This window comes from Isoptericola sediminis (genome assembly GCF_013085345.1).
In the GTDB taxonomy this organism is placed as follows: Bacteria; Actinomycetota; Actinomycetes; order Actinomycetales; family Cellulomonadaceae; genus Isoptericola; species Isoptericola sediminis.
On sequence record NZ_JABFAJ010000015.1, the window covers coordinates 100,965 to 119,851 of the forward strand.

19 protein-coding genes and 1 tRNA gene are annotated in these 18,887 nt (G+C 72.1%); 10 read left to right on the plus strand and 10 right to left on the minus strand.

Annotated elements, in window-relative coordinates; all coding sequences use genetic code 11:
• Positions 1-12: 12 nt before the first annotated feature.
• A complete protein-coding gene (locus HLI28_RS08530; RefSeq protein WP_171247093.1) occupies positions 13-780 on the minus strand; it encodes a GntR family transcriptional regulator in 768 nt (255 codons plus the stop codon).
• Between the two features lie 240 nt (positions 781-1,020).
• Here HLI28_RS08530 and ehuB point away from each other — a divergent pair, with 240 nt between their 5' ends.
• From ehuB to HLI28_RS08550, 4 genes are read left to right on the plus strand one after another with little or no spacing between them, the layout of a single operon-like run.
• Positions 1,021-1,983: an ectoine/hydroxyectoine ABC transporter substrate-binding protein EhuB gene (gene ehuB / locus HLI28_RS08535; RefSeq protein ID WP_304603193.1), complete on the plus strand. Its 963-nt coding sequence runs from the start codon at positions 1,021-1,023 to the stop codon at positions 1,981-1,983.
• Positions 1,984-1,987: 4 nt separating this feature from the next.
• Positions 1,988-2,740, plus strand: a complete 753-nt coding sequence (gene ehuC, locus HLI28_RS08540; protein WP_171247094.1) for an ectoine/hydroxyectoine ABC transporter permease subunit EhuC — start codon at positions 1,988-1,990, stop codon at positions 2,738-2,740.
• Positions 2,737-3,381, plus strand: coding sequence for an ectoine/hydroxyectoine ABC transporter permease subunit EhuD (gene ehuD, locus HLI28_RS08545; protein WP_171247095.1), 645 nt, complete (start codon positions 2,737-2,739; stop codon positions 3,379-3,381). The genes ehuC and ehuD overlap by 4 nt, the downstream gene beginning before the upstream one ends.
• 28 nt (positions 3,382-3,409) lie before the next feature.
• The gene (locus HLI28_RS08550; protein WP_171247096.1) at positions 3,410-4,198 is read left to right on the plus strand and encodes an amino acid ABC transporter ATP-binding protein; all 789 of its coding nucleotides are present in this window, start codon (positions 3,410-3,412) and stop codon (positions 4,196-4,198) included.
• Between the two features lie 124 nt (positions 4,199-4,322).
• Here HLI28_RS08550 and HLI28_RS15765 read toward each other — a convergent pair whose 3' ends face one another.
• The 6 genes from HLI28_RS15765 to HLI28_RS08580 all read right to left on the minus strand — a co-directional run bounded on the left by HLI28_RS15765 (position 4,323) and on the right by HLI28_RS08580 (position 9,370).
• Positions 4,323-5,387, minus strand: a complete 1,065-nt coding sequence (locus HLI28_RS15765) for a hypothetical protein (RefSeq protein ID WP_171247097.1) — start codon at positions 5,385-5,387, stop codon at positions 4,323-4,325.
• A 259-nt stretch (positions 5,388-5,646) separates the two neighbouring features.
• Positions 5,647-6,933 (minus strand): aspartate aminotransferase type Ic, encoded by a 1,287-nt coding sequence (locus HLI28_RS08560; protein ID WP_171247098.1) that lies wholly within the window; start codon positions 6,931-6,933, stop codon positions 5,647-5,649.
• A gap of 10 nt (positions 6,934-6,943) precedes the next feature.
• On the minus strand, positions 6,944-7,771 hold the full coding sequence (locus tag HLI28_RS08565; protein ID WP_246246553.1) for a hypothetical protein: 828 nt from the start codon (positions 7,769-7,771) through the stop codon (positions 6,944-6,946).
• Positions 7,772-7,781: 10 nt separating this feature from the next.
• Entirely contained in the window at positions 7,782-8,264 is a 483-nt protein-coding gene (locus HLI28_RS08570) for an SRPBCC family protein (RefSeq protein WP_171247099.1), read from the minus strand.
• Positions 8,265-8,275: 11 nt separating this feature from the next.
• Complete coding sequence (locus HLI28_RS08575) at positions 8,276-8,743, minus strand: OsmC family protein (RefSeq protein WP_171247100.1); 468 nt, start codon at positions 8,741-8,743, stop codon at positions 8,276-8,278.
• Positions 8,744-8,779: 36 nt separating this feature from the next.
• The gene (locus HLI28_RS08580; protein WP_171247101.1) at positions 8,780-9,370 is read right to left on the minus strand and encodes a hypothetical protein; all 591 of its coding nucleotides are present in this window, start codon (positions 9,368-9,370) and stop codon (positions 8,780-8,782) included.
• 57 nt (positions 9,371-9,427) lie between these two features.
• Here HLI28_RS08580 and HLI28_RS08585 point away from each other — a divergent pair, with 57 nt between their 5' ends.
• Both HLI28_RS08585 and HLI28_RS08590 read left to right on the plus strand, forming a co-directional pair.
• Positions 9,428-10,258 carry a thymidylate synthase gene (locus tag HLI28_RS08585; RefSeq protein ID WP_171247102.1) on the plus strand — a complete coding sequence of 277 codons (831 nt, stop codon included), beginning with the start codon at positions 9,428-9,430 and terminating at the stop codon, positions 10,256-10,258.
• 2 nt (positions 10,259-10,260) lie between these two features.
• Positions 10,261-10,875: a dihydrofolate reductase gene (locus HLI28_RS08590; RefSeq protein WP_171247103.1), complete on the plus strand. Its 615-nt coding sequence runs from the start codon at positions 10,261-10,263 to the stop codon at positions 10,873-10,875.
• A gap of 58 nt (positions 10,876-10,933) precedes the next feature.
• Here the strand turns inward: HLI28_RS08590 and HLI28_RS08595 are convergent, their stop codons facing one another.
• Both HLI28_RS08595 and xylA read right to left on the minus strand, forming a co-directional pair.
• Positions 10,934-12,430 (minus strand): xylulokinase, encoded by a 1,497-nt coding sequence (locus HLI28_RS08595; protein WP_171247104.1) that lies wholly within the window; start codon positions 12,428-12,430, stop codon positions 10,934-10,936.
• Positions 12,431-12,531: 101 nt separating this feature from the next.
• The gene (xylA, locus tag HLI28_RS08600; protein WP_171247105.1) at positions 12,532-13,695 is read right to left on the minus strand and encodes a xylose isomerase; all 1,164 of its coding nucleotides are present in this window, start codon (positions 13,693-13,695) and stop codon (positions 12,532-12,534) included.
• A gap of 95 nt (positions 13,696-13,790) precedes the next feature.
• On the opposite strand from xylA, the gene HLI28_RS08605 reads away from it, so the two are divergent.
• The 4 genes from HLI28_RS08605 (at position 13,791) to HLI28_RS08620 (ending at position 17,272) form a co-directional block, all read left to right on the plus strand.
• On the plus strand, positions 13,791-15,029 hold the full coding sequence (locus HLI28_RS08605) for an ROK family protein (protein ID WP_171247106.1): 1,239 nt from the start codon (positions 13,791-13,793) through the stop codon (positions 15,027-15,029).
• Positions 15,030-15,111: 82 nt separating this feature from the next.
• Positions 15,112-15,184: transfer RNA gene (locus HLI28_RS08610), tRNA-Arg, on the plus strand.
• A 46-nt stretch (positions 15,185-15,230) separates the two neighbouring features.
• Positions 15,231-16,670: an RNA-guided endonuclease InsQ/TnpB family protein gene (locus HLI28_RS08615; RefSeq protein ID WP_171247107.1), complete on the plus strand. Its 1,440-nt coding sequence runs from the start codon at positions 15,231-15,233 to the stop codon at positions 16,668-16,670.
• Positions 16,671-16,756: 86 nt separating this feature from the next.
• Positions 16,757-17,272, plus strand: a complete 516-nt coding sequence (locus tag HLI28_RS08620; protein ID WP_171247108.1) for a DinB family protein — start codon at positions 16,757-16,759, stop codon at positions 17,270-17,272.
• Positions 17,273-17,377: 105 nt separating this feature from the next.
• Here HLI28_RS08620 and HLI28_RS08625 read toward each other — a convergent pair whose 3' ends face one another.
• Positions 17,378-18,592, minus strand: coding sequence for an MFS transporter (locus HLI28_RS08625; protein WP_246246580.1), 1,215 nt, complete (start codon positions 18,590-18,592; stop codon positions 17,378-17,380).
• Positions 18,593-18,887 lie beyond the last annotated feature (295 nt).

Genomic DNA, 18,887 nt, shown 5'->3' on the forward strand with positions numbered 1-18,887 from the left:
CGGCCCGGCCGGTCACAGGTGCAGGGGGTCCAGGTGCGGCGGCGGCAGCGGGCTGGGGTCCTCGAGGGTCTCCGCGCCGACGGACTCCGGGGCGAGGAGCCGCATCACGGCGTCGTCCAGGTTCGCCCGGATCGCTGCCTCCAGCCCGTCGGCGTCACGGGCCTCGAGCCGCTCCACGAGCGGTGAGTGCGCCTCGGCCGCGTCCTTGCGCACGACGTACTCCTCGCTGACGGTGAAGCTGGCGATGCGCACCTCGACGATGAGGGTGCTCATCCACCCCATCAACCAGGCGTTGCCGCTCGCCGCCACCAGCTGCCAGTGCAGGTTGAGGTCCGCGGCGCCGACGCGCAGCGCGTCGTGGGTCGCGTCGGCGCGGGCCAGCTCCTCGTGCGCCGTGCGCACGATGGCGATCTGCTGGTCGGTGGCCTGGTCGACGGCGATCCGGGCCGCCGAGGTCTCCACCGTCGCGCGCGCCGCGTAGAGCGGGCGGACCTGGTCGCGGTCGATCTGCCGCACCGACAGGCCGCGCCCCGGCGTGGCGACGACGAGACCCTCCGACACCAGCCGTTGCGCCGCCTCGCGGAACGGGCCCCTGCTGACACCGAGCTGCCGGGCCACCTCGACCTCCCGGATCGGCGACCCCACCCGCAGCGCGCCGGTGTAGATCGCGTTGCGCAGCTCGACGGTGATGAGGTCGACCGTGGACGGCCGGGTGACGCGCGAGAGGGTCGGTGCGGCACCGGGTGCGGGACGGTGTGACGGGGGCGGTGACGGGGGCATGGAGCTCCTTCCGAGGTCACGACACGACAACGATCCGGGGCCGTGGATGTTGCCAGCAGGTATCGCCGGGTGACTTCCGCCGTGCCGAGCGGCGTGATCACGCCGATTCTGCGATTGTAGGACAATCAGACGCAACGACACGCCCATTGTCGGATCGTTCAGAACGCGGCTACCGTAACGAATTGTCCACACATCCAGCCCCGCAGCGTCACGCGTCCGGGGCGACGGAAGGAGACTCCCGTGCAGTCCATCAGGACCACGCATCGCCGCCGGGCTCTGGCCGCGGCCGGCTCTGCTCTCGCTCTGACCGCCCTCGCTGCGTGCTCGAGCGTCGACGACGGCTCGGACAGCGGCGACAGCGGCGGTGACAGCGGCGACGGCGAGTCGATGTCCACGCTCGCCGACCTGCAGGAGGCCGGCTCCATCAACGTCGGGTTCTTCGGCGAGGTGCCCTACAGCTACGAGGAGGACGGCGAGCTCACCGGTGCCACCATCGAGCTGGGCCGTGCCATCTACGGCGAGCTCGGCATCGACGAGGTCACCGGCACCCAGGTCGAGTGGGGCGCCCTCATCCCGGGCGTCAACGCCGACCGTTTCGACGCCGTCAGCGCCGGCATGTCGATCCTTCCCGAGCGCTGCGAGCAGGTGGCGTTCGCCGAGCCGACGATCATGTACACCACGGCCTTCCTCGTGCCCGAGGGCAACCCGGAGGGACTGACCGACTGGCAGTCCGTCGAGGGCAGCGGCCTCAAGCTCGCGGTGACGTCGGGTGCCATCGAGGCCGGCTACGCCAGCGAGACCGACGTCGACGCCATGGAGGTCCCGGACCGCCAGGCCGGCCTGGACGCCGTCGTGTCCGGTCGTGCCGACGCCTACGCGCTGACCGGCATCTCCCTGCGTGCCCTCGCCGAGGAGACCGACCAGCCCGTCGAGGCCACCGAGGCGTTCGTCGCGACGATCAACGGTGAGCCGCAGATCGGTGCCGGTGCGGAGGTCTTCCGCCAGGACGACACCGAGCTCCTTGCCGCGTACAACGACGGCCTCTCCACCTACCTGGAGGACGAGGCCGCCTGGCTCGAGGTCATGGAGCCCTTCGGCTTCAGCGAGACGGAGTTCCCGCCGTCCGGCCTGACCGCCGAGCAGCTCTGCGACCCGGAGCAGGACCTGTCGGACCTCGCCGACGAGCTGGGCATGGACTACTGAACGCATGGGCGATGACATCCAGGAACTCGTCGAGAGGCTCCCACTTCTCGGAGACGCAGTTCTTGTCACGTTGCAGATGACACTGGGCGGGGCTCTCCTCGCCATCGTCATCGCCGTGCTGCTCGGGTTCGGCTCGCGCACCCGGTCCCTCTGGGTGCGCGGGCCGTCCCGCGTCGTCGTCGAGTTCTTCCGCGGCACGTCGCTGGTGGTCCAGCTTTTCTGGCTCTTCTACGTGCTGCCGGTGTTCGGCTTCAAGATGGAGGCGCTCGCCGTGGCCGTCGTGGCCCTCGGCCTCAACTACGGCGCCTACGCCTCCGAGGTCGTGCGCGGCTCGATCGCGTCCGTCCCGCCGGGCCAGTGGGAGGCCGCCACCGCGCTGAACATGACGTGGTTCCACAAGGTGCGCCGCGTCATCTTCCCGCAGGCGTGGGCCCTCATGATCCCGATGCTGGCGAACCTGCTGATCCAGCTGGTCAAGGGCTCGGCGCTGGCGTACTACATCACGCTCCAGGACGTGAACTTCTGGACCGTCGAGCTGCGCCGCGCCACGGCCGACACGTTCTTCAGCTACACGGCCGGTCTGATCGTCTACTTCATCATCGCGTACCTGCTGACCTGGGGGATGAACATCCTGGAGGAGCGTGCCAAGCGTCGGCTCGGCCGGGGTACCCGACCGAGCCTCCGCGAGACGCTCGGGCTCAAGCCCCGGGGCCTGTACACCCCGAAGGTCCCTGAGCCGACGGGGGGTGCCCGATGAACGACAGCATCTGGGACTGGGACCGCGCCTGGGAGGTTCTCCCCCTCCTGCTGGAAGGGCTCTCGGTCACGATCCAGATCACCGTGCTCGGCATGCTCATCGCCTCGATCCTGGGTCTCTTCATCGCGCTGGCGATGCGCACACCGAGCCGGTGGGTGACGGCCCCGTTGAAGTTCCTCGTGGACTTCATCCGCATGACGCCTCTGCTCGTGCAGCTCGTGTTCGTCTACCTGCTGCTGACCTGGGTGCCCGGCTACGTGGTCGGCTTCGTCGTGCTCGGCGTGCACTACGCGACGTACATGTCCGAGGTGTACCGCGCCGGCATCGAGGCCGTGCCGAAGGGCCAGTGGGAAGCCGCCACGGCCCTGAACATGGCCAAGGGACGCACCTGGCGTGCCGTCATCCTGCCGCAGGCGATCCGCAACACCCTGCCCGGTCTGGGCAACTACGCGATCTCTATGTTCAAGGAGACGCCGTTCCTCTTCGCCATCTCCGTCAACGAGATGTACAAGGCGGGGCAGGACTACGGTGCCAACACGTTCTCGTACATCGAGGCGCTGACGATGGTCGGTCTGCTCTTCCTCGCGGTGAGCTACCCGACCTCGCTGCTCGTGCGCAGGATGGAGATCCGCCTTGCCTGACCCGACCAACTCCGCAGAGAGCCAGACCATGACCAACACCTCGGGCGACGTGCCCGCCATCGAGTTCCGGGACGTCGTGAAGCGTTTCGGCGACAACGTCGTGCTCGACGGGCTGAACTTCTCGGTCCCGCAGGGTCAGCGCATCACGCTGATCGGCCCGTCAGGGTCGGGCAAGACGACGATCCTGCGCCTGCTGATGACCCTCGAGGAGCTCAGCGGCGGCCTGATCCTCATCGACGGTGACCCGTACACCCACGAGTACAAGGGTGACAAGTGGGTCGCCGTGCCGGAGAAGCGTCGTCGCGTGGTGCGCAACCGGGTCGGGATGGTCTTCCAGCAGTTCAACCTGTTCCCGAACATGACGGTGCTCGGGAACATCATCGAGTCGCCGATCCACGTGCTCGGCAAGTCCAAGGCCGAGGCCGTCGCCGACGCCGAACGGCTGCTCGAGAAGGTCGGCATGTCCGAGAAGCGGGACTTCAACACCAACGAGCTGTCGGGCGGTCAGCAGCAGCGCGTGGCGATCGCCCGCGCGCTGGCGATGGACCCGGAGATCCTGCTGCTCGACGAGGTCACCTCGGCGCTCGACCCGGAGATCGTGGCCGACGTCCTCGACGTGCTCCGCGAGATCGCGGAGACCACGGACATCACGATGCTGCTGGTGACGCACGAGATGCAGTTCGCCCGCGAGGTGTCGGACCGCGTGCTGATGTTCGACAAGGGGCAGATCGTCGAGGAGGCCGACCCCGAGACGATGTTCACCAACCCGACGCACGACCGGACCAAGGAGTTCCTCAAGGCCGTCCTCGGCGGCTGAGCTCCGCGCAGCGCACCACCCGGGTGACGTGCACGAACGGCCCGGGGTGTCCAGCTCTTCTGGACGCCCCGGGCCGTTCGTCGTCCGGGCCGGGTGGACCGTCGGCCCGCCCGGTCGCCGTCGGTCAGCCCGTGGCGCCGTCCGCGCCGGAGCCGTCAGTGCTCGACCCGACGTCGGTCCCGGGCTCGGTGCCGGGTGAGGTCCCGCCGTCGCCGGGCGTCGCGGGGTCGGTGGGTTCCGCCGGGTCGGTCGGCTCGACCGGATCCGTCGGCTCGACAGGGTCGGTGGGTTCCGCCGGGTCGGTCGGCTCGACCGGCTCGGTCGTTCCGGGGCTCGGCGTCTGCGTGGCGGTCGAGCCGTCCTCGGTCTCCGTGGCCGAGCCGTCCGTGGAACCGTCCGTCGTCGTGGCGTCCTCCGGGCCGGAGTCCCCCGTGCGGGAGGCCGGTCCGGACTCCTCGTCGTCCGTGATCCTGTTGCCCGAGCCGATGGTCTCGGCGGCGTCCCGGTCCACCGTGCGGCTCAGGCTCGTCCCGGACCCCTCGACGCCCTGGACGGCGGCCGACAGGGGCTTGCCGAGGACGAGCTCGGTGACGAGGACGACCCCCATGACGACGACGAACAGGACCCCGGCCGAGGCGGCGAGGACCCGGACCGTGCCGTGGCGCTCGATCAGCCGGAGCCACGCGTTGCGAGGCGTGCCCGCGGCGGGGGCCTCGTCGGCCGGTCGGGCGGCGTCGTGCGGGTCGGCCGTGTCGGTCCCCTCGGCGGGCAGCGCCGTGGCGATCGGCCCGGTGCCGGCGGTCGGCCCGGTCCCGTCCGCAGGGGTGCCGTCGTCGGCGGGCCCGGTGACGACGGTCCCGGCCGCGGTGGACACGGCGCTGACCGCGCGCGTCCCCGGCCGGGTCCGCGCCATCTGGCCCATGACCGGCTTGAGCTGGGCGTGCGTGCGCTCGATGGAGCGCGTGTAGAGGAAGTTGGCGACCACCGTCAGGACGCTGGCGACGCCGGCACCGATGATCGTGCCGGCGATGCCGAAGAAGGAGAGCATCACGGTGGTGCTGACGGCGGCGAGCGCGCTGGCCACGATCTGGGTGATCGAGAGCTTCGTGGCCGTGGACTCGGCCGGCTTCTCCGGGCCCTCGGTGCGGGCCGGGCGCTCGTCGGTCGGGGGAGGGCTGGTCGCGGTCACGGGCGCCTCCTGGGTGCGAAGGGACGGCGGAACCCGCGCCACCCGTCGGCTGACCTGCCGTGCGTTGCTGCGGTTCCGGCGTCGGCCGCGGGCGTTCACCCGCAGCCTAGGTCGGCGGCTGTGCCGCCCGCGGTGAGGAGCCGGGGAGGTTCCGTGCTGTGACGGACGCCTCACGACCCTGCACACGCTTGTGGGCATGAGATCTGCGGTCGTCCGCGAGGACGAACCGCAGATCTCATGCCCACAGCGAGGGTGCGGGTCAGGCGGAGGCGGCCTCCGCGGCGGCCAGCAGCATGCAGGTCGCGACGCCGTCCATGGCGACGCGGACCTCCTCCAGCGGCGGCATCGACGGGGCGAGACGGATGTTCGCGTTCCGCGGGTCCTCGCCGTACGGGAAGGTCGCGCCGGCCGGGGTCAGCTTGATCCCGGCCTCCTGCGCGAGCTGCACCACCCGCGACGCCGTGCCCGGCACGACGTCCACGGAGACGAAGTAGCCGCCGGCCGGCTCCGTCCAGGTCGCCACGCCCGTGTCTCCGAGACGGTCGGTGAGGATCTCGACGACGGCACGGAACTTCGGCGCGAGGATCTCGCGGTGCTTCGCCATGTGCGCCCGCACGCCGTCGGCGTCCCCGAAGAACGCCGCGTGGCGGAGCTGGTTGACCTTGTCCGGGCCGATCGAGCGGAACGCCAGGTGCTGCTTGAACCAGGCCACGTTGGCCGGCGACGAGGCAAAGAACGACACCCCGGCCCCGGCGAACGTGACCTTGGAGGTCGAGGCGAACATCAGCACGCGGTCCGGGTCGCCGGCCTCGGCGGCCAGGCCGATCGCGTCCGCCGTCGGCGTCTCGTGCTCGGTCAGGTGGTGCACCGCGTAGGCGTTGTCCCAGAAGATGCGGAAGTCGGGCGCGGCGGTCGGCATCGACACCAGGCGGCGGGCGACGTCCTCGGTGATCACCGAACCGTCGGGGTTGGCGTACGTCGGCACCGCCCACATGCCCTTGACGGACGGGTCGTGCGCGACGAGCTCGGCGACGGCGTCGACGTCCGGGCCCTCCGGCGTCATCGGCACCGTCACCATGCGGATGCCGAGCTCCTCGCAGATCGCGAAGTGGCGGTCGTAGCCGGGCACCGGGCACACGAACGTGATCTCGCCCTGCTGCGACCACGGACCCTCGCCGCCCGGGACGCCGAACAGCATCGCCTGCACGACGGAGTCGTACATGAGGCGCAGCGACGCGTTGTCCTGGGCGAGCAGCTGGTCGACAGGCACTCCGAGCAGCTCGGCGAAGATCTCGCGCAGCTCCGGCAGGCCGTCGAGGCCGCCGTAGTTGCGCACGTCGGTGCCGGCGGCGGAGGTGTGGCGTCCCTCGCCGGGCAGCGCCAGCAGCGGCTCGGACAGGTCGAGCTGTTCGGCGGACGGCTTGCCCCGCGTCAGGTCCAGGGACAGGTCCCGGGCCTGGAGGGCGGCGTACTGCTCGCGCAGCTCCGGCAGGCGTGCGGCGATCGCGGGGTCGACGGCGGCATGGTCGGCTGGTGAGGTACTCACGCCTCAGAGCCTACGCGCCGGTGGTGCCGCGGTCGTCGTCGGGAACGGCCACATTCCGGCGCCGAAAACTGCGGCGACGCCTACCTGACGGAGCCGTCGGGCCCTCGATCAGGTCGGCCGGGGGCTGCTCGATCACCGGGGGGAACCGGCCGGGCGGGACGCCGAACGCGCTGCGGGACTGCGCGACGACGCCGTGCCCCAGGGCACGGCCGCCGGCGAAGCCGACGACGGCGCCGACGCCGAACGGGATCATCCGGCCCAGGGCCAGCGTGCCCTGCTTGGCGAGCTGGCGGCGCAGGAACCGGTGGGTGAGCACGCGGTTGACCCGCTTCAGGGTGGACTGCGGCATCGAGGTCAGGAGCACCTTGCCCCAGGCCATCTGGGACCCGGCCGCGGCCTTCTCGACGTCACGGGCGCCGGCCTCGCCGAGCACGGTGGCCAGCAGCAGGGCGCGCCGGCGGGCGACGTCCTCGATCGCGATGCCGTGCACGCTTGCCACACCCAGGGAGAAGACGGCCGAGGACGCGAAGAACGTCGCGATGTCGCTGGTCGTCAGCACGGCGGCCGCGCTCGTGCCGACCGCGGGGGCGGCCGCCACCGCGCCGACGGCACCGCCCGCCGTCGCGACGAGCGTCAGGTACTCCTTCTCCAGGATCCGGATGACTTCGGCAGGGTCCGCCTGGGGGTTGCGGCGGCGCACGGAGTCGACGTGCCGGTGGATCGCTGCCGAGGGGATGGTGACGGCCTTGGTCAGCAGCGCGTCCAGCACCGGCGTCGGCCGGTACCGGGTCCAGGACTCCAGCTCCTGCGGGGGCTGTGCGTCGTGCGGCGTGGTCATCTCCGCGACTTTACCGACGTCGCTGCAGAAGGCGACTCAGACGGTAGAGCGACGCGTGCATCATGCCGCGCAGGATCAGTCCCACCAGCACCTCGTTGGCGCGGCGCGGCCAGGGTCCCGCCAGGTACGCCTCCTCCCACCAGACGATCCGGGTGCGGTCCAGGTCCACGGGGACGACGTCGAAACCGGCCACACCCCGCAGGTACGGACCCTCCTTGCGCACCGCGCTGCGTCCGATGGTCCCGGCCCGCGTGGACGGCCGCTGCTCGGCGGTGATGGTCATGCGGTCCGGGAACCCCGGTAGTCCGCGTCGGATCCCCGGACCGCTCACCATCGTGAACGTGTCGCCAGGACCCAGCGGGGCCGTCGGTTCGGGGGAGAGGTGCGTCAGCGGGATGAACCGGGGGTGGGTGCGCGGGTCGGCGACCCAGGCGAACGCGACGTTCGCCGGCACGGGGACGACGCGCGAGACCTCGACGCGGTGCGGGTGCATGGCTCCTCGGCTCAGTCCTGGGGCGGGAGGAACTCGGCGGGCGGCACCTCGGCGCCGGCCTTGAGCGTGCGGCCCACGGTGCAGGCCCGGTCGATGGAGCGCTGGGCGAGCAGCAGCGTCTTGGCGCGCGTCTTCTCGTCGAGGCCGGACAGGTCGATCTCGAAGATCTCGCTCAGCACCGGGTAGCGGTCGTCCTCCATGTCCTTGCCGTTCTCGACCCGGATGGTGGTCTCGTAGTCGTCGCCGAGCACGCGGGAGAACTTCGTGTCGCTGGACATCCCGGCGCACGCGGCCAGGGCGATCTTCAGCAGCTCGCCGGGGGTGAAGACGGCTCCCTCGGACGACGGGCCGATCTCCACGGTCGCGCCGCGTGCGCTGAACCCGCGGTAGGTGCGGGTGCCGGTGCGCTCGACCCACAGCGGGTCGGTCGGCGACGGGGTGACGGCGGCCGGGGCGTCCTCAACAGTCTGATCGGTCATGGGTCGATCCTCGCACCTTCTCGCGGGGTGCCGATGTCAGCGCGCGAGCAGCTGCTGGGTCCGCGCGACGGCGGCCTCCCGGTGCGCCGCCGTCGGCCAGGCCCGCTCCTCGTGCGACGTCGGCACGAGCTGCAGCCGTGCCGCCGCGTCGCGGACGGTCAGCGCGGTCAGCTCACGGCGGCCGGGCCGCACGGTGCCGGTGGCCACCGGGGCCGGCAGCGTCACCCACCAGCGCGGGGCGTCGTCGCCGCGGACCCACAGCTCGACCCGGTCGGGCAGGAACGCGTAGACGACGTGCTCCCGGTCGGGGCAGTCGGGCGGCAGGCCGCGTGTCCCCGCACGCAGGGACCGCGCCTCGGCCGTCAGTGCCGTCGTCGGGCGTCCCACCACCAGCGGCGCTCCCGGGCGGTGACGCGCCACGTGGCGCACCTGGCCGCGCACCCGCGCCGCGACGAAACCGAACCAGGCCAGCACGCCCAGGACCGCCACGGCTGCGGCCACGCCGATCATCAGCCACACCCCGGGCTCGTCCAGCCGGCGGCCGATCCGGGCCATGACCAGCAGCACGACCAGCACCGAGACCAGCCCGGCCAGTCCGCCGGTGGTGGCAAGTCGTGTCGGAGCCATGGCCGTACGGTAGGCCCAGGGAGGTCGGCACTTCGAACCCGTGTCAGACTCGACGCCATGACCGCTGCTGTGCCCGCCGTCGCGCCCGCTGCCGTCGTTACTCCGTACGAGGACCTGCTGCGTGACGTCCTCGCGACCGGCACCCCCAAGGGTGACCGCACCGGGACCGGGACCCGCAGCGTGTTCGGGCGCCAGCTCCGCTACGACCTGTCCGCCGGGTTCCCGCTGATCACGACCAAGCGGGTGCACCTGAAGTCGATCGCCTACGAGCTGCTGTGGTTCCTGCGCGGCGACTCGAACGTGCGCTGGCTGCAGGAGCGCGGCGTGACCATCTGGGACGAGTGGGCCGACGACGACGGCGAGCTCGGCCCCGTCTACGGCGTCCAGTGGCGCTCGTGGCCCACCCCGGACGGACGCCACCTCGACCAGATCGCGGCGGTGGTCGAGCAGATCCGCACCAACCCCGACTCCCGGCGGCACGTCGTCACCGCGTGGAACCCGGCCGAGATCGAGGACATGGCCCTGCCGCCGTGCCACGTGATGTTCCAGTTCTACGTCGCCGACGGCCGGCTGAGCTGCCAGCTCTACCAGCGCTCGGCCGACCTGTTCCTCGGGGTCCCGTTCAACATCGCCTCCTACGCGCTGCTGACCCACATGGTCGCGGCGCAGACCGGGCTCGAGGTCGGTGACTTCGTCTGGACCGGCGGCGACTGCCACATCTACGACAACCACGTCGAGCAGGTGCGGACCCAGCTCGCCCGCGAGCCCTACCCGTACCCGGAGCTGCGACTCGCACCGCGCGAGTCGATCTTCGACTACACCTTCGAGGACATCGAGGTCCTCGGGTACCAGCACCACCCGGGCATCAAGGCCCCGGTCGCGGTCTGAACGTGATCGGACTCATCTGGGCCCAGGCACGCGACGCCGCCGGGCGGCCCGTCATCGGGGCCGACGGCGGCATCCCGTGGCACGTGACCGAGGACTTCGCACACTTCCAGCGCACGACGTCGGGGCACCCCGTCGTCATGGGACGGCTCACCTGGCAGTCCCTGCCGGACCGGGTGCGGCCGCTGCCCCGGCGGACGAACGTCGTCGTCACCCGCGGTGCCGCTGCGGACGTCGTGGCGCTCGCGGTGGCGGAGCGGCGCGCGGACCTGACGGTGGCGGGGTCGGTCGAGGAGGCGCTCGCCGCGGCCGCCGCGGCACCCGGCGGCGATGAGGTCTGGGTGATGGGCGGATCCCAGGTGTACGCCGACGCGCTGGCGCTCGCGGACCGGCTGGTGGTCACCGAGGTCGACCTGGAGGTCGCGGGGGACGCCTTCGCCCCCGACGTCGACCCGGGCGTCTGGGAGCTCGTGGCCGAACCCGCGGATACCGGGGCCGACGACGAAGGCTGGGTCGCGTCGTCGGGCACGGACGGGCTGCGGTACCGGATCTGCACCTACCGCCGCCGCGCAGTCGTACCTTCCGTCACGGGGTCGCACCCGCGGGGTACGACCGCCTGACGGAAGGTACGACCTCGCGGGCGACATCGTGTGTGGGAGTCGTGCGTCGGAGCGAGGGTCAGACGAGGTCGCGGACCGCGGCGTACTGCGCACGGACCGCCGGCCGTGGGTCGGCCTCGAGCGTGGTGGCCACGGCTGCCGACCACGCCGGCGACTGAGCACCCGGTGACGCTGCCGCCGCCAGCACCCAGGCCGCCTGGCGGGCGGCGCCGTCGGCGACGTACTCGCCGGGCTCCGGGATGGAGATCGGGAGCCCGAAGACCTGCGTCGCGACCGTCTGCACGGCCGGCGACTGCGCCGCGCCGCCGATGAGCAGGACCCGCTCGACCGGCACGTCCTGGGCGCGCAGCGCGTCCAAGCCGTCGGCGAGCCCGCAGAGCATCCCTTCGACGTAGGCACGCGCCAGGTGCTCGCGGGTGGAGGTCGCCAGCCGGATGCCGTGCAGGGTGCCGGTGGCGTCGGGCCGGTTGGGGGTGCGCTCGCCCTCGAGGTAGGGCACGAGCACCAGGCCGTCGGCGCCGGCCGGGGCGGCCAGGGCGAGGTCGGAGAGCTCGTCGAACCCGGCGTCCAGGACGCTGCGGGCGGCGTCGAGCACGCGGGCGGCGTTGAGCGTCACGGCGAGCATCAGGGCGTTGCCGGTGGCGTCGGCGAACCCGTTGATGGCCCCGGACCCGTCGGCGGTGCGCTGCGGCGCGACGGCGGAGACGACGCCGGAGGTCCCCAGCGAGATCGCGATGTCGCCGGGCTGCATCCCCAGGCCCAGCGCCGCGCCCGCGTTGTCGCCGGTGCCCGGGCCGAGCAGCGCGCCGCCGTCGACGTCGGCGCCGGCCACGCTCGGGTGGGCGATCCCGCCGGACGCGGACGGGGCGAGGATGCGGGGGAGCGCGACGTCGTCGCGATCGAACGCGAGACGCAGCAGGTCCCGGCGGTACGCACCGGTGATGCCGTCGTCGTCCCCGGGCGCCTCGGCGTCGTAGTAGCCGGTGCCCGAAGCGTCGGAGCGGTCGGTGAACAGGGCGCCGAGGTCCGGGCCGAGCGGAGAGTCGTCGGCGGGCCCGTAGCCGGCGATGCGCCAGCTCAGCCAGTCGTGGGGGAGGGCGACGGCGGCGACCCGGGCGGCGTTCTCGGGTTCGGCATCCCGCAGCCAGCGCAGCTTCGTGATCGTCAGGGACGCCACGAGGACGGAACCCGTGGCGTCGGCCCAGCGCTGGGCGCCCGTGGCGCGGTCTCCGTCGCCGAGCTCGGTGATCAGGTCCTCGGCGGCCGGGGCGGAGCGGGTGTCGTTCCAGAGGAGGGCCTCGCGGACCACCCGACCCTCGGCGTCGAGGGCGACCAGCCCGTGCTGCTGACCGCCGACCGCGATCGCGGCGACGTCGTCGAGGCCGCCGGCGTCCCGTGCCGCCTCGTGGAAGGCGTCCCACCAACGGTCGGGATGGATCTCGGTGCCGTCGGGGTGCTTCGCCGAGCCGCTGCGCACGAGGGCGCCGGTGTCGGCGTCACGGACGACGATCTTGCAGGACTGCGTGGAGGTGTCCACGCCGGCCACGAGGGGCATCTTCGCTCCAGAGGGGGCTCGGTCCCGGTTGTGGGCATGATTTCTGCAGGCCCGCGCGGGCGGCGGCCGGTAGAAATCATGCCCACAACGAGGGGCGGGTGTCAGCCGATCAGGTGCTTCAGCGCGAGCTGGTGCAGCTTGACCAGCCCGTAGTCACGCTCGGCGGCGGCGTCGACGTCGAGCGCGTCGACCGACTCGTCCGCCAGGAAGGCGTCGAAGGACTCGCCCTCGGCCAGGGTGGACTGCCCGAGGTCGAAGATCCCGGCGTGCTCGAAGGCGGCCTGGACCGCCGGGTCCTGCCGGTACGCGGCGGCCTTGGCGGCGAGCATGTCGTAGGTCTCCATGTTGGCCTTCGCCGACTCCCACACGCCGTCGAGGTACTCGGTGCGCGAGGGCTTGTAGTCGAAGTGGCGCGGGCCCTCGTAGCGCGGCCCGCCGTTCGGGAACCCGTTCTCCAGCAGGTCTACGGTGAAGAACGCGTTGAGCAGGTCGCCGTGGCCGAACACCAGGTCCTGGTCGTACTTCGGGCCGTGCTGGCCGTTGAGGTCGATGTGGAACAGCTTGCCGCAGTACAGCGCCAGCGCGAGGCCGTGCGTGTAGTTGAGGCCGGCCATCTGCTCGTGCCCGGTCTCGGGGTTGAGACCCACGATGTCGCCGTTGTCGAGGGTGTCGATCAGGGCGATGGCGTGACCGATGGTCGGCAGGAAGATGTCACCGCGGGGCTCGTTCGGCTTCGGCTCGAGGCCGATGCGCAGGTCGTACCCCTTCGACTTGATGTAGGCGGCGACGGTGTCGATGCCCTCGGCGTAGCGGGCGTGCGCGGCGTGCAGGTCCTTGGAGTTGTCGTACTCCGTGCCCTCGCGTCCGCCCCACATGACGAACGTCGAGGCGCCCATCTCGGCGGCGTTGTCGACACTGCGCAGCACCTTCTTCAGGCCGAAGCGGCGCACGTCGCGGTTGTTCGAGGTGAACGCCCCGTCCTTGAAGACCGGGTGGCTGAACGTGTTGGTGGTGACCATCTCGCAGACGAGGCCCGACTCCTGGGCGGCCTTCTTCACGGCGTCGATGCCGGCCTGGCGCTCGGACTCCGAGGCGCCGAAGGGGAACACGTCGTTGTCGTGGTACGTGAAGCCCCAGGCGCCGAGGTCGGCCAGCTTGCGGACGGAGTCGGCCGGGTCCAGGTCGGGGCGGGTCGCGGCGCCGAACGGGTCGTTCGCGGGCCAGCCGACGGTCCACAGGCCGAAGGAGTACTTGATGTCGCTCACGGGTTTCTCCTCGTCGAGTCGGTCGCCGGGCGACGACGGCCACGGCGTTTGTTCTATGAATGAACTATTACCCGTCGCTGGGCTAGAGTCAAGACGTGACCGAGCCGACGACGCGTAGTCCGGGTGCCGCTGACGACGCGAGTGCATCCCGCCAGCACACGCTGCGCGAACGCAACCTGCGACTCGTCGCCCGCGCCATCTACGACGCTGCGGCGGCTCCGCGGTCGCCCGGCGCCGTCCCCCCGTCCCGCGCCGACGTCGCCACCGCCACCGGGCTGACCCGTGCCACGGTCTCCACCCTCGTCGACCGGCTCCTCGTGGCACGCCTCGTCACCGAGCTCGCCCCCGTCCCCGCGCAGCGTGCCGGACGCCCCGCCGTGCCGCTGGTCCCGGCGCGGCGCACCGTCGTCGGGGTCGGCCTCGAGGTCAACGTCGACTACCTCGGCGTGCGCGTCCTCGACCTCGCCGGGGACGTGGTGGCCGAGCGGGTCGGGACCGGGAGCTTCCACGACTCCGACCCCGCCGCCGTCCTCGCCCGCCTCGGGGCCCTCGCGTCGGACGTCGTCGCGGGCGTCCAGGCCGACGGGATGCAGGTGGCGGGCGCCCGGCTCGCGCTGCCCGGCCTCGTCGACGCCCGCACCGGCGAGCTCGAGGTCGCCCCGAACCTCGGCTGGTCCTCTCTCGACCCGGTGCCGCCCCTCGGTCTCGGCGAGCTGCCCGTCGTCGTCGCCAACGAGGCCAAGCTCGCCGCGCTCGCCGAGCTCGCCGGCGATGTGCCGCCGTCGTTCCTCTACGTCTCCGGCGACGTCGGCATCGGTGGCGGGATCGTCGTCGACGGAGCGCTCTTCCTCGCCGAACGGGGGTGGAACGGCGAGATCGGGCACGTCGTCGTCGACCCCGCCGGGCCGCGCTGCACCTGCGGCGCCTACGGCTGCCTGGAGCAGTACGCCGGCAAGGAGGCGATCCTGCGGGCTGCCGGGCTCGAAGCCGACGCACCGCTGGATTCGCTGGTCGCGCTGCTGAGGGACGACGACGGTGCGGCTGTCGAGCAGGCGCGCGCCGCCGTCGTCCGGGCCGGGCAGGCGCTCGGGTCGGCCCTGGCCGACTTCGTGAACCTCACCGGGGTTTCGACCGTCGTGCTCGGCGGTGTGTACACCGAGCTGGAGGACTGGCTGCGCCCCGAGGTCGAGGCAGGGCTGGCCGACCGGGTGCTGGCGGCGCCGTTCGCGCCGGTCGTGGTGCGGGCCGCGGTGGCCGGCGAGCACGCGGCGCTGACCGGGGGGGCGCGGGAGGTGCTGCGCGAGGTCGTGGCCGACCCGGCGGCGTGGGGCTGATTCCTGCTCGCGCGGGCTCGGACGCTAGGCTGTGGGCGTCGCCGGGATCTGTCTCCGGTGGAGCGTCGCCTCACGGCGGCGAGCGCCTGTAGCTCAGTGGATAGAGCAACCCTCTCCTAAAGGGTAGGCCGGAGGTTCGAATCCTCTCAGGCGCACACCTGTTCGACTCCATGTCAGTGCCTCCTGGCAGGCTGACCAGCGATGACCCGGCACACCACCTTCCGCTTCAGCCTCGACCCGACGGTCGAGCAGCGGGGTGTGCTCGAACGGCACGCCGGGGCGTCGCGGTTCGCGTTCAACCAGTGCCTGCGGTTCGTGTTCGACGCCCGCCGCGCCCGGGAGCGTGGCGAGGACGTCACGGTCCCCCGCACCGGCTACGACCTCATCACCACGTTCAACGCGTGGAAGAAGTCCGCAGCGGCGGGGCGCGTGTTCAGCGTCGCCCCGGTCGGGACCACGCAGGTCACCGACACGGGCCTCGTGTGGCGACGGGAGGTCTACCAGCAGGTCTTCGAGGAGGCCGCCGTCGACCTGGGCCGGGGACTGGCCGCATGGTCGGCCTCCCGGCGGGGCGAACGCGCGGGCCGAAAGGTCGGGCACCCGGGCTTCCGGAAGAAGGCCACGGCTCGGCATTCCTTCCGGGTCCGCAACCAGTTCCCGCGACGTGGAAGGCCGGCGATCCGGGTCGGGGAGACCACGCCGCGTTCGGTCCGCCTGCCCGGCGTCGGGACGCTGCGGGTCCGCGAGGACACGCGTCGCCTGCGGCGCATGCTCGCGAAGGACCGGGTGCGGATCCTCTTCGCCACCGTCTCGCGCGGTCAGGGTCGATGGTGGGTGTCCCTCAACGTCGAGGCGGCGGACCTGCACCCGGCCCGGCAGCATCCAGACCGGGGAGCCGACGCGGCGGAGGCGGACTCCCGGTGGGTCGGCGTCGACCTCGGACTGACGTCCCTGGCGGTCGCTGCCCGCAGCGACGGCACCGAGGTGGACCGCATCGACGCCTGGCCGCGGCTGCTGCGCTCCACAGCGCGCCGCCGTCGAGCACTGCATCGCGCCGTCACCCGCAAGCAGCGCGGGTCCCGGCGTCGCCGGCGGGCCGTCGCCCGGCTCGCCCGCTACTACGCCTGGACGGCGCGTCGGCGCCGTCACCACGCGCACCTGATCTCGAACCGGCTGGTCAAGACCCACGACCGGCTCGTCCTCGAGCATCTCGACGTGCGGGGCATGCTCGCGCGCAACCCCACCCTGGCCGAGTCGATCCACGACGTCGGCTGGTACCAGCTCACCCGGCAGATCGCCTACAAACAGGCGTGGCGCGGTGGGGAGCTGGTCCGGGCCGACCGGTGGTACCGCTCGTCCCAGACCTGCTCGGCCTGCCGGTCGGTGCAGGGCCTGGGTGGGGTGGCCGTGCGCCGGTTCGACTGCCGCGCGTGCGGGCTGTCCCTGGACCGCGACCTCAACGCCGCGGCCAACCTCGCCGCCTGGGCCGAGCTGCACCACGGTGCAGACGTCTGGGCCCGGGACCTTCCAGCAGAGGGCCCGGTCATCAACGCCCACCGACGGGAACGCTCTGGCCGCCGCCTCCGCGGCGGCGAAACGGACCCGGAGGACGTGGGAACCGAGGCTCGGGCGTCTGCCTGACCTTCGGACGCCCGAGAAGGGCGGTGCTCTGCCGACCGCAGGCATGCTGCAAGTCCGGTGTCGTGCAGCCGCCGTACCCTGCCCGTATGCCTGTCTCCGCCGCCGAACCCCGCCTCGACTCCACCGACCCGGCCGCCCAGTTCGTGACCTATCTCGACTACTACCGAGCCGCCGTCGCACGGAAGCTCGACGGCCTCACGGGCGCCCAGCTCACCACCAGCGTGCTGCCGTCCGGGTGGACGCCCGCCGAGCTGCTGATCCACCTGGTGCACATGGAGCGCCGCTGGTTCGTCTGGGGCTTCCTCGGTGAGCAGGTCGACGACCCGTGGGGCGACTCGGGCGGTGACCCCGAGGGTCCCTGGCAGGTGCCCGACGGCGTCACCGTGGCCGCGCTGCTCGACAACCTGCACGTCGGGGGTGAGCGCACCCGGGCCGTGCTGGCCGAGCACGACCTGGCCGAGCGTGCCGCCGTCGGCGGCCGCTTCGCCGAGGACCCGCCGACTCTGCTGTGGATCTGCTTCCACGTGCTGCAGGAGTACGCGCGGCACACCGGGCACCTCGACGTCGCGCGGGAGCTGGTCGACGGATCGACGGGGGAGTAGGCCGCCCGGCTGCCGGCCCGCCACCGCCCCACCGCTGTGGGCATGAAATCTGCGGACCTGAACCCGTTCAGGTCCGCAGATTTCATGCCCACAGCAATACGGGGGTCAGGGGGCCTCGGTGTGCGCGATGTGCGCGAGCTGGCGCCACACGAGCGCCAGCGTCAGCCCGGCGCCGACGAACGCGAACCAGAACGGGGCCGTGATGCCCCACCACTCGGCGAGCAGCCCGCCGAGGAAGTTGCCGACGACGATCCCGCCGAACAGCCCCAGCAGGTACACCGACCCGACGCGGCCCTGGTACGCGGTGGGCACGGCCCGCTGGCGCACGGTGTTCGACACGGTGCCCCACACGAACGTGTAGAGCCCGAACGCGAACAGCGCGAGCATGGCGACCCAGCCGGTCGTGGTGAGCGCCAGGACGAGGTGGAAGGCGACCTCGGCCGACAGGCAGACCTTCATGAGGGTGGCCAGCGTGAACCGCCGCTCCAGGCGGCCGTACAGCACGGTGGCGACGACCCCGCCGACGGCGGAGGACGTGATGAGCAGGCCGTAGCCCACCGGCCCCATCTGCACCTGGTCGCGCGCGTAGAGCACCAGCACGCCCCAGGGGGCGGCCCAGGTGAGGTTGAAGGTGAAGATGACCAGCGCGAGGGTCCGCACGGGCGGGTGGTTCCACAGCCAGCGCAGCCCGTCGCGGATCTCGCCGCGCGTGCCGGATGTCGTCGGAGGCGGGACGGCGGGCAGCACGACCCGGCTCACCAGCACGATCGCGAGGGCGAGGGTGACGACCTGCACGACGAACGGCCAGGCGTGCCCCGCGGCGAACAGGGCCGCGCCGACGGGCGGTCCGACGAGCTGGTTGCCGGTGAGGAACCCGGCCTGCAGGCGGGCGTTGCCCGTGCCGAGGTCGCGCGAGTCCACGAGCATCGGCAGCAGCGTCTGGGCCGTGGTGTCGGCGAACACCTCCGCGACGCCCATGAGCAGCATCGCCACCAGCACGACGGTGATGTTGACGTGGTCGGTGAGGATGAACGCGCACAGCACCGCCACGACGACGGTGCGCAGGACGTTCGAGACGATGACCAGCCGGCGCCGGTCGAGCCGGTCGGCGAGCGCCCCGGCCCAGAGGCCGAGCACGACCCAGGGCAGGCGTTGCAGCAGCGCGGCGAGCGCCACGAGGAACGCCGAGTCGGTCTGGGAGGCGACGAGCAGCGGTCCGGCGGCCAGCGCGATGCCGTCGCCGATGTTGCTGGTCCAGCTCGCCGACACGAGCCAGCGAAAGCTGCGTCCCAGCCGGGCAGGGACGATCGCCTCGAGCATCTTTCGCACTGACCGATGGTAGGCCTCCGACCAGGCGTGATGCCACGTCATTACCTGCTGGACGGTCGTGCGAATCGTTTCGAGATGCGCACCGTGTATTGACGTGTTAGCGACATCACCGGCAAACTCTCGGATGGCAGCGCGCACCGCCCGCCCCCTGCGCGGTGCGCGCTGTCTTCATCCGGACTCGTGCCGGACGGCGCCTCCTCGGCCCCCCACCGAGGGGGCGTTCGTGATTCCCCGGTGGCCCGGCGTGCCCGCCACGATCCGGGACGGAGGTCGGACTACCGTGCTG